General features: G+C 63.8%; 2 protein-coding genes. Both read right to left on the bottom strand.

The genetic code is table 11. The annotated features are described in order from the left end of the window. Positions 1-37 precede the first annotated feature (37 nt). Positions 38-4183: an amino acid adenylation domain-containing protein gene (locus J1G35_RS24215; RefSeq protein ID WP_223016209.1), complete on the bottom strand. Its 4146-nt coding sequence runs from the start codon at positions 4181-4183 to the stop codon at positions 38-40. Further along, positions 4183-15204 (bottom strand): non-ribosomal peptide synthase/polyketide synthase, encoded by an 11022-nt coding sequence (locus J1G35_RS24210; RefSeq protein ID WP_223016208.1) that lies wholly within the window; start codon positions 15202-15204, stop codon positions 4183-4185. The genes J1G35_RS24215 and J1G35_RS24210 overlap by 1 nt, the downstream gene beginning before the upstream one ends.

Raw genomic sequence — 15204 nt, 5'->3', positions numbered from 1 at the left:
CGGGCTTGTCCCGCGTTGGGGTGCGAAGCGCCCCTAATCAAGACGAATGCGGTGTATCAGGCACGCCTCTGCGCCGGGCGCCCTTGAGCACGGAGACGAACGAGGCAATGAACTCAGGGTTGTCGACGATTCGGTCGTGGGTCGTATCGATCACCACCGAAACGTCGATCCCGTGACCAATGCCCTCCTCAAGCGCCGTGCTGATGACCTGGCGATCCCGTTCAGACTTGCTTTGCGCGGCCCACCAGCAGCTCACCGGCGCGGCGATGCGCACGTAGTCGGCATCCTGCAAACGCTCATCCAGGGTGAGTTTCAACGCCCACGACACCTCCAGCTCGCCCCCCTGCTGCAACTCATTGCGCAGGCTGGCGAACGTTTCGCCCAGGGCCGAATCGGCCCAGTCACACAGCGCTGTCCAGTGCTGATCAGCAGCCACTGCAGAGTGTTCAATATCCTGCCAGGCCTGGGTGATGGCCTGTGCAGCATCAGGGAACATCACCGTCAGCAACTCCACGCGCCGGTCCACGAGGGTCTCGCCTACGACCGGGGTCAACGGTTTGTCCCTGTCCCAGAACGCCTTGACGTGCAGCGGTGGCGGCGCATCGATGCAGCCCACGAATGCGACTTCGGCGCCCCGCGCTTCCAGGTAAGCGGCAACCTGCAACGCCAGGTTGCCTCCCAGCGACCAGCCCCCGAGGTAATACGGTCCCTGCGGCTGGGCCGCCTGGATCTGCCGGGCATAGTCTTCAACCATCGCATCCCAGGTCGGCACCTCGCCCAGCGGGTCGATCAGTGCTCGGCAGATGACGCCGCGTACGGGCATGTCCACGCGCAACGCCATGGCAATCGCCTTGTAGCAATGCGCCGAGCCGAAGCTGGGGTGAAACAGGAACAAGGACACGTCGCCCTGGCGACCATTGAGGTCCACCAGCAGCGAGTGCCCCTGTTGCTCCGTCGCATTGCTGGCCAGTGCCCTGACAGTGGGGCGCGTCATCAGTTGATTGACCGTCAGCACCAGCCCGCATTGGGCGGCCAGGCGTTCCTTGACCACCAGCAGCAACAACGAATGCCCGCCCAGTTCGAAGAAATTATCGTCAAGGCCGACGCGCTCGACACCCAACACCTGCTGCCACACCTGCGCAACCTGCTGTTCCAGCGCGGTGTGCGGCGGCGCATAGTCGCGCTGCCGTGAGGCCGCCTCAGGACGCGGCAGCGCCTTGCGCTCAAGCTTGCCGTTGGGGCTCAGCGGCATGCTTTCCAGCGCCACCCATTGGGCCGGCACCATAAAGGCCGGCAGGTGTCGCGATAAGTGCGCGGCGAGGGCTTCGCGCCAGTCCGGCACCGCCTCATCGAGCACCACATACCCGACCAGTTGGGTGCCATCGAGGGCCAATACCGCCGCTTCGCGGACCCGTTCATGTTCCAGCAGACGCGCCTCGATTTCGCCCAGTTCGATGCGCAGGCCACGCAGTTTGACTTGATGGTCGATACGCCCGGCGTACTCGATCACCCCGTCCGGCCGATAACGCGCCAGGTCGCCGGTGCGGTACATCCGCTCCCCGGCCCCGAACGGGCTCGCGACAAAACGTTCAGCGGTCAGCAACGGCCGACGGTGATACCCCCGCGCCAACCCCTTGCCCGCCAGGTACAACTCGCCCAGTACCCCGATCGGCACAGGCTCCAGGTTACCGTCGAGAATATGGCAACCCAGGTTCGCGATGGGTTTGCCGATCGGCACGGCGTCCTTGCCTTCGTCGACACAGGTCCAATGGGTCACGTCGATGGCGGCTTCCGTGGGGCCGTAGAGGTTGTACAAACTCGCCTGTGGCAGCTTCGCGAATACCTGGGTCTGCGCGTCCACAGGCAAGGCTTCACCGCTGCAAACGATGCGCCGCACACTGCGGCAACGCCCGACCTGGCCGTCCTGCAGGAAGGCTTGCAGCATCGAGGGGACAAAGTGCAGGGTCGTGACCCCTTCACCGGTGATCAACGCCACCAGCTTCGCCGGATCACGGTGATCGCCAGGCGCAGCCATCACCAGCCGGGCGCCGCTGAGCAGCGGCCAGAAAAACTCCCACACCGACACATCAAAGCTGAAGGGTGTCTTCTGCAGCACCGTGTCATCGGCGCCCAGTGCATAGGCTTGCTGCATCCAACACAGGCGGTTGGTCAGGGCCGCGTGACTGTTGCCCGCGCCTTTGGGTTTCCCGGTCGAACCAGAGGTGTAGATCACATAGGCGAGGTTCTCAGGGCTGAGCGCCACGCCGGGGTTGGCCTCGCTGTACGCTTGCAGCCAGGATTCATCGCGGTCCAGGTCAATGCGCAGCACGTGGTCGGCTGACGGCAGGCTCAAGTGTGACTGGCTCAACAGCAGGTTTACCGCACTGTCCTCCAGCATGTAGGCCTGGCGTTCCTGAGGGTATTCCGGGTCGACGGGGACATAGGCGCCCCCGGCCTTGAGGATCGCCAGCAAGGCGACGACCATCTCCACGGAGCGCTCCATCGCCACGCCCACCAGGCTGTCCGGACCGACACCGCGTTCGATCAGCGCATGGGCCAGGCGGTTGGCGCGGCGGTTCAGGGCGGCGTAGGTCAATTGCGCGGGGCCAAACACCAGGGCGGGCCGATCCGGGGTACGTTCGGCGTGCGCTTCAAAGCCATGGTGCACGGCCTGTTCGAGAGGGTAATCGGTGGTGGTGGCATTCCAGGTGTCGACGATCTGCCGACGCTCTTGCACGTCCAGCATCACCAGCGAATCGATCAACGCCTCGGGCGTCGCGATCATTGCCCTCAACAGACGCTGCCAGTGCTGTGCCATGCGTTCGATGGTGGTCGCTTCGAACAGGTCGGTGGCGTAGCCAAATGAAGCCTGGATACGCGAAGCATCCTCGGAGACATTCAAGCTGAGGTCGAACTGTGCCGTGCGGCTCTCCCAGTCCAACCCTTCCAGCACCAGGCTGGAAGCCTGCGGCTCGCTGCCGCTGCCGGCACCTCGGCCCTGATGGTTGAACATGACCTGAAACAACGGGCTGTAACTCAAGCTGCGCTCCGGGCGCAGCGCTTCCACCAGCTGTTCGAAGGGCAGGTCCTGGTGCGCCTGGGCCTCCAGTACCCGCTGACGCGCCTGGCGCAACAGCGTCAAGACACTGGTGTGCTCGTCCATATCGGCCTTGAGCACCTGGGTATTGACGAAGAACCCGATCAGCCGCTGTGTCTCCACGCGGTTACGGTTGGCGGTCGGCACGCCGACGCGGATGTCCTGCTGCCCGCTGTAGCGATACAGCAGCGCCTGGAAGGACGCCAACAGCAGCATGAAACTGGTCGCCCCTTCGCGCTGTGCCAACGCCTTGATACCGGCAGCCAACTCGCCATCCAGCTCGATGTCCAGTGACGCGCCGCGAAAACTCTGCACGGCCGGGCGCGGCCGGTCCAACGGCAGTTCCAGCACCGGTTGGTCGCCGCCGAGCAGGTCGCGCCAGTATTCCAACTGACGCTCCTTTTCCCCGGCTTCCATCCAGCTGCGCTGCCACAGGGCGTAGTCCGCGTACTGGATCGGCAACGCCGGCAAGTCAATCTCACGGCCCTGACTGAATGCGGTATAGGCCTGCACCACTTCCTCGACCATCACTTGCATCGAGCCGCCGTCAGAGATGATGTGGTGCTGCACCAGCACCAGCACATGATCCTGCTCTGCCACACGCAACAGGCTGATGCGTAACAGCGGGCCTTGTTCCAGGTCGAAGGGCCGCGCAATCTCCTCTTCGACGCGGGCTTTCAAGTGGCGCTCATCGATGTCCTCAGGCAGCAGCTCCACCGGGTAACCGGTCAGGATTTCCTGCTGCGTGCCCTCACCGACCCGCTGGAACCGTGTGCGTAAACTCTCGTGCCGGGCGATCAGGTGCTCAAAGCTCCTGCGTAACGCGGCAATATCCAAGCGGCCCTTGAGTCGCAAGGCGCTGGGAATGTGGTAAGCCGCGCTCTGCGGCTCCAGTTGCCAGAGAAACCACTGGCGCTCCTGGGCATACGAAAGCGGCAGGCTATCGGCCTCAAGCCGCACTTGGGGAATAGGCAGGTTAGCCGGCGAAACGCCCTCCTGCAGCATGCGCTGCAGGTAGACCTTGCGCTGCTCCAGCGGCAGGCCGATAAAGCGCTTCATGATTTTGTGAGCCATCTGGTTATCCATTACACCTCCTCCATTTCGTCGAGGAGCGAATCCAGGAACGACAGCTTCTCGGTGCTGACCCCTGACCCCTGTCCCTGCAGATGGTCCGCCAGTTGCTTGAGCTGGGCATGCTGGAACAGCTCATGCACGCTGATTTTGACGCCCAACTCCAACTGAATGCGCGACATCACATTGATCACCAACAGCGAATGCCCGCCCAACTCGAAGAAGTGGTCATTCAAGCCAACTTGCTCAACGTCCAGCACGTCCTGCCAGATCGCCGCCAGTTGCTTCTCAAGGTTGCTGTGAGGGGCCAGGTACTCGCCTTGCAAGACTTGGCTGCCAGGGTCCGGCAACGCCTTGCGGTCCAACTTGCCGCTCGGGCTCAACGGCATCTCGGGCAGGCGCACGAAGTGTTTGGGCACCATGTAGTCCGGCAGTTGGGCCTGCAACGCAGTGCGCAAAGCCAGGCCATGTTCGACTTCGTCCGGTGCAGTCGGCTGGGCAACGTAGTAGCCGACCAACTGGCCGCCGCCACTGCCTTGGCGCAGGATCACTTGCGCTTGGGCCACCGCGTCCTGGAGCAGCAACAACGCACAGATTTCCTCCAGTTCGACCCGGAAGCCGCGAATCTTGATCTGCTGATCCAGGCGCCCCAGATACTCCAACGCGCCGTCATCCGCCCAACGCACGCGGTCGCCCGTGCGGTACAAACGGGCGCCGGCACTGCCGAACGGGTCGGCGATAAAGCGCTCGGCCGACAGCCCAGGCCGCCCGAGATAACCGCGCGCCAAGCCATCGCCCCCCACGCACAACTCTCCAGCCACGCCGGCAGGTACCGGATTCAGATCACCGTCCAACACCCGGCAGATCACATTGCCCAACGGACGGCCAATCGGCGAACGCGCGCCATCCGCCAGGGAACAGGGCCACCAGGTCGCATTAATCGTCGTTTCAGTCGGCCCGTAACGGTTGTGCAGCACCACGCCGGGAAGCGTGCGCAGGATCTGGTCGCGCAAATCGGCGCTGAGTGCTTCGCCGCCGGAGAACATCCTGCGCACACGGGTGCACTGGGCCACACCCGGTGTATCCATGAACAACTGCAGCAGCGATGGGACGAAGTGCAGCGTGGTCACGCCGAACGCCTGGATCAACTCCATCAGGCGCACCGGGTCGCGGTGTTCGCCCGGCGCCGCGATGACCAGGCGGCTGCCGCTGATCAATGGCCAGAAGCACTCCCACACCGACACGTCAAAACTCATCGGGGCCTTTTGCAACAGCACATCGTCGGCCTGCAGGCGGTAGGTGTCCTGCATCCACGCCAGGCGTTGCGCCAACGCTTCATGGGTCACACCCACGCCTTTGGGGTTGCCGGTGGTGCCAGAGGTGTAGATCACATACATCAGGTTCTCGCCGCTTACGGTCACCTGAGGGTCGGTGTCGTCGCCTGCATTCAACCAGGCCTGCTCCCCATCCAGACTCAGGCAGCGCACCCCCTCGGCCAGCGGCAGGTGCAGGTCCGATTGGGTCAGCAACCACTTCACGCCACTGTCCTTGAGCATGTAGGCCAGGCGTTCCTGTGGGTAGTCCGCATCAAGCGGCACATACGCACCACCGGCCTTGAGAATGGCCAGCAACCCGGCCAGCATGTCGAAGGAGCGCTCCAGGGCGATCGCCACCAGCGAGTCCGGGCCCACACCCTGCGCGATCAAACCGTGCGCGAGGCGGTTGGCACGCCGGTTCAGGGCATCGTAGGTCAACTGTTGATCGCCAAAGATCACCGCTGTTGCCTGTGGCGTGCGGCGTACCTGTTGTTCGAATTGGTGCTGGACCAGAGCACAAGGACCCGCATTGACCCTCGCAGTACCTTGCGCCATCAGCGCCAACTGCTCGGGTTCTGTCAGCAGCGTCAATTGCCCCAGCGCGGCCTGCGGCTTGGCCACCAGTTCCATCAGCAGGTGCAGCAAGTGCTGGTTGAGGCGCATGACCGTGTGGGCATCCACCTCGCCCAGGTCATAGGTGTAGTGCAGGCTCAAGGTTTCACCGACACCGACGGCAATCGACAACGGATAGTGGGTCTGCTCACGGCTGTTCACATTGCCAAAGCGCACGCCCAGTGGGGCGCCCTGCTCCAAGACCTCTGACACCGGGTAGTTCTCGAACACCAGAATGGTGTCGAACAACGCCTCACCGCCCAGCCCGGCCCAACGCTGCATCTCGAACAACGGCGTGTGCTCGTGCTCGCGCAACGCCACGTTCTGCTGCTGGATGTGCTGCAGCCATTGCGCCGCCGGCATATCCGGCCGAGGCGTTGCCACCACCGGCAAGGTATTGATGAACAACCCGACCTGCTGCTCTACACCACGCAGCTCGCCGGGGCGACCCGAGACCGTGGCGCCGAAGGCCACGGTGTCCTGCCCGGTGTAGCGTTGCAACAGCAGTAACCAGGCCGATTGCACCAGGGTGTTGAGGGTGATTTTCTGGCCCTGGGCAAACGCCTTGAGCCTGGTCATCTGCGCGGCATCCAGCTCAAGCGCGTACTCACCCAGGCCCGACGCGGCTTGATCCTGATTGCGCGGCAGCGCCTGGAACAGCCGGGTCGGCTCTTCCAGCTTGGCCAGTTGCGTCTTCCAGAACGCTTCGCGCAGGGTTTTGTCCTGGGCTTGCAACCACGCGATAAAGTCCCGGTAACGCGAGACCTGGGCTTGCGGCGCATGGCCGGCGTAACGCTCAAGGACTTCACCGAGCAATTGGGAACTGCTCCAGCCATCCATCAGGATGTGGTGGCTGGTGTAGATCAGGTGGCAACGCTGCGGTCCAGTGTGGGCCAACGCGATACGGATCAGCGGCGGCTGCTCCAGGTTGAAACCTTGCAGGCGTTGCGAATCGGCCAGACGGTCCAGATGCTGTTGCTGCCCGTCACCCTCCGGGCACTCGGTTTCAATAAACGGCAACCGCGCGTGGCGATGCACCACTTGCAGCGGGTGCTCCAGGCTGCCATGCAAGATGAAGCCGGTGCGCAGAATGTCGTGGTTATCCAGTGCCGCCTGCCAGGCATCGCGGAAACGCGGCACGTCCAGGCCTTCGACATCCACGCGCATCTGGTTGACGTAATCACCCGCCTGGGGCTCATACAGGGCGTGGAACAGCATGCCTTGCTGCAGCGGCGCCAATGGATAGACGTCATCCACAGCGGCGAGCGCGAACTGGTCCAGTTGGGCCTGGGTCAGCGCAGCCAACGGGAAGTCCGACGGGGTCACGCCCTGATGGGGCGCCAGGCAGCAATGCTCGATCAGTTGCTTGAGTTCCTGCGCGTAGGCATCGGCCAGACGTTGTACGGTGGCCTCGCTGAACATTTCACGGCTGAAGCTCCAACTCAAGGTCAGCTCACCGCCATAGACCTGGCCGTTGATCTCCAGCCAGTTGCCCAACAAGGCCTGTTCGCTCTGCTCCGCTCCAGCCTCTTCGCCCGTCGGGGTGAAGAATGCCTGCTCGGCATCATTGTCGAAGTTGCCATCGAACTGCCCCAGGTAGTTGAAGGTGATCCGCGGTTGCGCCAGACCACTCAGTACCTGGCGGGCGTGGTCATCCCCCAGGTAGCGCAGCGCACCGAAACCAATACCTTTGTCCGGTACCGCGCGCAGCTGTTCCTTGATGCCCTTGATCGAATCCGCCAGGCTCGCCGCCGGCGTCAGTGCCAGCGGATAGAGGCTGGTGAACCAGCCGACCGTGCGGGTCAGGTCCACGTCGTCGAACAGGTCTTCGCGACCATGCCCTTCCAGCTTGACCAGCAGCGAATCGCCGCCCGTCCAGCGCGTGATCACCCGGGACAAGGCGGTCAACAGCAGGTCGTTGACCTGGGTGCGATACGCCGCAGGCGCCTCTTGCAGCAAACGACGGGTGAAGGACGCGTCGAGATGGGTGTTCACCGAAATGGCCAATGAGTTGTGCAACCCACCTTGCGGGTTATCACACGGCAAGTCGGCGTCGGCGCCTTGCAATTGCGCCTGCCAGAACCGCAGTTCTTCCTGCAAGGCCGGGCTCTGGGCGTGGGCCTGCAAGCGTTTTGCCCAGGCTTGGGTCGAACTGGTCTTGGCCGGCAATGCCAGCGCCTGCCCGTTCTGCAGCTGGGTGTAGGCGGTCTGCAAGTCCTCCAGCAGAATGCGCCACGACACGCCGTCGACGACCAGGTGGTGGATCACCAGCAACAGCCGTTGGGAGGCATCCGGCAACTCGACCAGCACCGCACGCATCAGTGGCCCTGCTGCCAGGTCCAGGCTGCGCTGTGCCTCCAGGCCCAGGGGCTCAAGCGCCTCGACCGTCTCCAGGGTGGTTTCCCAGAGCAGATTGGCCGGCGATTCAACGCTGCCGTACTCAGCCTGCCAGCCGCCTGAAGACTGGCGAAAGCGCAGGCGCAATGCATCGTGATGCTCCACCAGCGCGGACAAGGCGGCGGTCAATGTGTGGGCCTCCAGCCGAGCGCCTGGGCGCAGGACGACGGATTGGTTCCAGTGGTGACGCTCGGCAATGTCCTCCTGGAAAAAGTACTGATGAATCGGCAACAGCAGCGCTTCGCCGCGAGCCAAGCCCTGATCGATCACCAGCCCATGCCCGCCCATCTGTGCGACCGCCGCCAGACTCTGCACCGTCTGGTGCTGGAACAGATCCTTGGGGGTGAAGCGAATACCGGCCTGCCGTGCACGGCTGACCACCTGGATCGAAATGATCGAGTCGCCGCCCAGCTCAAAGAAATTGTCGTTCAAGCCCACACGCGGCAGGCGCAGCACATCGGCCCAGATCCCGGCAATCTGCTGTTCCAGCGCATTCTTCGGCGCCACATAGGTCTGCTGCAAGTGGCTGGCATCCGGCTGTGGCAGGCCCTTGCGGTCGAGCTTGCCGTTGGGTGTCAGCGGCATGTGTGCCAGGAACATAAAGTGCGCCGGCACCATGTAGTCCGGCAGTCGAGCCTTCAGGGCCTGACGCAAGGCATCACGGAATTCAACCTCGTTGAACTGCGCCGAGGCCGGCACCACATAGGCCACCAATTGCTTGCCACTCGGGCCTTCCTGGGCCACCACCACGGTTTCACCGACGCTGTCCTGTTCGCGCAGGCGCGCTTCGATCTCGCCCAGCTCAATACGGAAGCCACGGATCTTCACCTGATGGTCGACACGGCCGAGGTAATCCACCACCCCATCCGGGCGGCCTCGGGTCAGGTCGCCGCTGCGGTACACACGGCTGCCGGGTTTGCCGAACGGGTCGGGCACAAAGCGCTCGGCGGTCAGTGCCGGACGCTCCAGGTAACCTCGGGCCACGCCCTCGCCGCCCAGGTACAACTCGCCGGCGACGCCGATGGGTTGCAGATTGAGTTGCGCATCCAGCACATAGCCGCTGCGGTTGCCCAGCAACGTGCCGATTGGCGCGTAGACGGCGCCGCAAGGATCGCCTCGGCGGGCTTTCCACAGCAGCGGCGTGACCACAGTTTCAGTCGGGCCGTAGCCGTTGAACAGGTAGGTCGGCTTGAGCGCGCGCCAGGCCAGGTCGTAGCTGGCCTGCGCCACCGCATCGCCGCCAAAGCAGTAGACCCGCACCGCCGGTGGATTGCCGTCACGCTCGGCATGCTCGGCCAGTTGTTGCAGGTACACCGGCGGGAATACCGCCATGGTCACGTTGTGGCGGTGCATCTGTTCGTAGGTGTACTCGGGCAGCCACAGGCTGTCGTCACGGATCAGCACACTGGCGCCGTTGATCAGCGGGTGCATCCAGCCTTCGTGGGAACCGTCGAAGGCGAATGACATGAAGTGCAGTTCGCAATCGGCAGGACTGGTTTCGTAGCGCTCGCCAGTGGCAATGATGTGCGCCACCAACGGCCCATGGGCGACCGCTACGCCTTTAGGCATGCCGGTGGAACCGGAGGTGTAGATCACGTAGGCGAGGTTGTCGCCGTGCAGGTTGACCTGAGGCGCAGTGTCGCTGTAGTCGGCCCAGGCCTCGGTGCTATCGATGGCCAGCGTCTGCATGCCTTCGGGTACCGGCAGTAGCGGCAGCGCGCGGGTGTGGCTCAGCAGCAATTGGGCGCGGCTGTCCTGCATCATGTACAGCAGGCGATCACGCGGGTATTCGATATCCAGCGGTACGTAGACGCCACCGGCCTTGAGCACCGCGAGGAACGCCACCAGACTTTCGGCGCTGCGCGGCATGGCGATGGCCACGCGCACTTCGGGGCCGATGCCACGGGCGATCAAGGTATGGGCCAGGCGGTTGGCCTGGCGGTCCAGCTCGCCATAGCTCAGGGTTTGTGTGTCGAACTTCACCGCCACGGCAGCGGGATTTTCCCGCGCACGGTCGGCCACCCGTTCGTGCACCAGGCGCTCGGCGCTGAAGCCGGCGTTGGTTTGGTTCCACAGCGCAAGGATGTGCTGTTGCTCATCCTCGTCCAGCAGGTTCAACTGGCTGATGGACTGCTGTTGATCGGCAACCATCGCCTGCAACAGGTTCTGCCAATGGCGCGCCATGCGCTCGATGGTGGGGGCTTCAAACAGATCGGTGCTGTAACCCAGGGAGGCCCAGAGTCCCTCACGACTGTCGTGAGCGTCCAGGTCAAGGTCGAAGTGCGCCGTGCGGGTTTCCCAGCTCATGTGCTCGAAGCGCAGCTGCGCGAGTGCCGGCGCATCAACGGCCGGCCCATCGGCCTGGTAGTTGAACATCACCTGGAACAGCGGGTTGAGGCTCAGGCTGCGTTCCGGTTGCAACGCTTCCACCAGTTGCTCAAACGGCAGGTCCTGATGGGCCTGGGCCTCCAAGGCGCGCTGTTTGACCTGCGCCAGCAACTCGCCGACCGTGGTGTGCCCGTCGATCTCGGCCTTGAGCACCTGGGTGTTGACGAAAAAGCCGATCAGGCGCTCGGTCTCGATGCGGTTGCGGTTGGCAATCGGCACGCCGACACGGATGTCCTGCTGCCCGCTGTAGCGGTGCAACAGGGTCTGGAATGACGCCAGCAACAGCATGAACATCGTCACGCCCTGGGCTTGTGCCAAGGCTTTGAGACCGGCGCTCAGCGACGCCGGCAGCAGCACTTCCAGGCGTGCACCGCGATGGCTTTGGTGGGCCGGACGCTGGTGATCGAACGGCAGCTCAAGGACTGGCTGCTCCCCGCCCAGCAGGTCGCGCCAGTAGCTCAGTTGCCGCTGCTTCTCCCCGGCTTCCATCCAGTCGCGTTGCCACAGCGCGTAGTCGGCGTACTGGATCGGCATGCTCGGCAATTGCGGACTCTGACCCTGGCTGTAGGCGGCGTAGAGCTGCACCAGCTCATCGACCATCACCTGCATCGACCAGCCATCGGAGACGATATGGTGCTGCACCAGCACCAGTACATGCTCATCCGCCGCCAGGCGCAGCACAGTGACGCGCAGCAACGGACCCCGCTGCAGATCGAACAGTTGGGCGATTTCGGCTTCGACCCGCGCCTGCACATGGGCCTCGTCGACCTCGGCGAACGTAATAGACAGCGGGGACGGCGCTTGAATGACTTGCACCGCGCCCTCGTCCTCCTGCTGCACCAAGGTGCGCAAGCTTTCATGGCGCGCCACCAGGGTGTCGAAACTGCGCTGCAAGGCGTCGACATCGAGTTGGCCGCGCAGGCGCAAGGCGCTGGGGATATGGTACGCCGCGCTGTCGGGGTCCAGTTGCCAGAGGAACCATTGGCGTTCCTGGGCATACGACAGCCGCAATGGCTGATCACGCCCTACCGCCTGTATCGGCGGTGCCGACGGCACGGCGTGCGCGCCATCCGCCAGCACACTGGCGACAAAGCCTTGCAGGCGTGGCTGCTCGAACAGGCTGCGCAAGGGCACGTCGCGGCCCAGCAACTGACGCAACTGCGAGATGACTTGCATCGCCAGCAACGAGTGCCCGCCCATCTCAAAGAAATGGTCCGTCAAGCCCACTCGCTCAGCCCCGAGGATCTTGGCCCAGACGGCCGCCACCTGCTGCTCAAGCTCAGTCACCGGCGCGACCCAGGCCTGCTGCAACTGGCTGGCTTGGGGTTTCGGCAGGGCCTGGCGGTCGAGCTTGCCGTTGGGGTTGAGCGGCATGCGTTCCAGGAACATCAAGTGCGCGGGCACCATGTAATCCGGCAGTTGCTCGCGCAGCACGCCTTTGAGCGCATCGGCGTCCTGCGGGTCGGCCACCAGGTAGGCGATCAGTTGGTTATCGACAGCCAGTACCAGGGTTTCACGCACGCCTTCCTGGGCCAGCAACAGCGCTTCGATTTCGCCCAGTTCAATGCGGAAACCGCGAATTTTTACCTGATGGTCCACCCGCCCGACGTATTCGATAACCCCGTCAGCGCGGTAACGCGCAAGGTCGCCGCTGCGGTACAGGCGCCCGCCGGTCGCGCCAAAGGGGTCCGGCACAAAGCGCTCGGCGGTCAGCAACGGACGGTTCAGATAAGCGCGGGCCAGGCCGCACCAGCTGCCGATATACAACTCGCCCACCGCGCCCAATGGCGCCAGGTTCAGGTCGCGATCCAGCACATACAGCGCACGCCCCGGCAGCGAGCGGCCAATCGGGCTGGCGGTGGCGCCGATCACCTCGGCACCGTTCGTGCAGTCCAGTACGCTCGACACCACGGTGGCTTCGGTAGGGCCGTAAGTGTTGAGCAAGCGCACATGGCCGAGGCCGGCTTTCAGCCATTGCGCCGGGCCATCGAGCGGCATCGCTTCGCCGCCAATATGCACCTGGCGCAGCGCGCCATAAGCACGCGGTCCCGCTGCCAGGCAATCGAGCAGGAACAGGTTCCAATAGGCCGTCGGCAAGTCGGCCAGGGTAATCCCCTGGCGGATGATTTCGGCGTACAGCCGCCCGCTGTCCCACAACTCGGCACCGCGCAAGACCACGGTGGCGCCATGGGTCAGGGCCGGATAAAGCTGCTCGACGAAGCCGTCGAAGTTCAGGGTCGCAAATTGCAGCACGCGATCATCGGGGCTCAGGCGCGAGTACGCGGCGGCGATGCTGGAGAATTCGGTCAGCGCGCGATGGTTGATCGCCACGCCTTTGGGTTTACCGGTGGAACCGGAGGTGTAGATCACATACGCGAGGTTGTGCGGGTCCACGGCGACGTGCGGATTATCCTGCGCACAGCGCTGCAACGCCTCTTCAGCGCGGTCAATATCCAACCGCGCGACGTCCGCTGACAACGCTAATGCCTGCGCGGAGTGGCACAGCACCAGCCGCACATTGCTGTCCTGCACCATGTGCAACAGGCGTTCGCGCGGGTATTGCGGGTCGAGCGGCACATACGCGCCACCGGCCTTGAGAATCGCCAACAGGCTGACGACCATGGCAAACGAGCGCTCGACCGCGACGCCGACCATCACCTCGGGACCGACGCCCTGGCCGATCAGGTAATGGGCCAGGCGGTTGGCCTGCTGATTCAGTTCGGCATAGGTAAGCGACTGCTCGTCGAGGCACAGCGCGATAGCGTGCGGCCGTTGCTGCGCCTGGGCCTCAAACAGCCCTTGCACGCCGACGATGCTTTCAAACGCCGCCGCGCCGTGGTTCCAGTCGTCCAGCAACTGGCGCTGTTCTGCGTCGGCCAGCATCGCCATTTGCTCGATACGTAGCTGCACATCGCTGGCGACCACGCTGCGCAACACGGCTTGCCAGTGCTGCGCCATGCGCTCGACGGTGGCGGCTTCAAAGAGGTCGGTGGCGTAGGTCCACGAGGCCCAAAGTCCTTGAGCGGTTTCCTCGGTGTCGAGGCTCAAATCGAACTGTGTACTCTGCTCTTCGCTGGTCAATGGCTGCACTGCCAGGCCCGGCAATTGTTGCTCGCCCGCCGATTGGCGCGCCTGCGCCTGGTGATTGAACATCACTTGGAAAAGTGGGTTATGGCTCAGGCTGCGTTCGGGTTGCAGCGCCTCGACCAGTTGTTCGAACGGCAGGTCCTGGTGGCTCTGGGCCTCCAGCGAGCGCTGTTTGACCTGGACCAGCAACTGGCTGAAGGTCATCTGGCCGTCAATCTCAGCCTTGAGTACCTGGGTATTGACGAAGAAGCCGATCAGGCCTTCAGTCTCGGCGCGGTTGCGGTTGGCGTTCGGCACACCGACGCGAATATCGGATTGGCCACTGTAGCGGTACAGCAACGTCTGGAACGAGGCCAGCAACAGCATGAACAAGGTCACGCCTTCGCGCTGCGCAAGGGCCTTGAGGCTGGCGACCAGGGCCGGCTCCAGCGCAACGTCATGGCGCGCTCCACGGTAACTTTGCCGAGCCGGGCGCGGGTGATCCAACGGCAACTCCAATACGGGTTGGGTGCCGCCCAATTGTTCGCGCCAATAGCCGAGCTGGCGCGCTTTCTCTCCGGCCTCCATCCAACTGCGCTGCCACAGGGCATAGTCCGCATACTGAATCGACAGCGGCGCCAACTGACACTCAAGGCCCTGGCTGAAAGCCGCGTAGAACTGCATCAGCTCCTGCACCATGACGCCCATCGACCAGCCGTCCGAGACGATATGGTGTTGCACCAGCACCAGCACATGTTCGTCTTCGCTCAGGCGCAACAGGCTCAAGCGCAACAAAGGACCGTGCAGCAGATCGAACGGCCGCGTGATTTCCGCCTGCACGCGGGCCTGCAACTGCGCCTCGTCCACCGCGCTTTCGAGCAGTTCGATGTGGGCCTGCTCCAGCACCACCTGGGAGCGGTTTTCACCCTCCAGGTTCAGACGTGTGCGCAAGCTTTCATGGCGCGCCAGCAGGCTGTCGAAACTGCGCTGCAACGCGCCCTTATCCAGGCTGCCGGTCAGGCGCAGGACGCCGGGAATATGATAGGCGGCGCTGTCCGGGTCCAGTTGCCAGAGGAACCACTGGCGCTCCTGGGCATACGACAGCGGCACGGCCTGGCCGGCCTCGCGGACCGAGACGATCGGCAACTGGGCGAAGCTCATGCCCCGGCTTTGCAGGCGCTGGTAAAACTGTTGGCGTTGTTCCAGAGGCAGGCGAAGAAAGCGCGAGACCAGATCAGTATTAGGGTTGGAAAGCAT

The sequence above is a fragment of the Pseudomonas sp. SH10-3B genome, assembly GCF_019891415.1.
Lineage (GTDB): Bacteria > Pseudomonadota > Gammaproteobacteria > Pseudomonadales > Pseudomonadaceae > Aquipseudomonas.
This window is presented reverse-complemented; position numbering and strand designations above follow the sequence as displayed.

What these genes read in the sequence shown, in the direction of transcription:
- J1G35_RS24215 (WP_223016209.1), bottom strand. Translation starts at nt 4,183, where the DNA reads ATGGATAACCAGATGGCTCACAAAATCATGAAGCGCTTTATCGGCCTG.
- J1G35_RS24210 (WP_223016208.1), bottom strand. Translation starts at nt 15,204, where the DNA reads ATGCTTTCCAACCCTAATACTGATCTGGTCTCGCGCTTTCTTCGCCTG.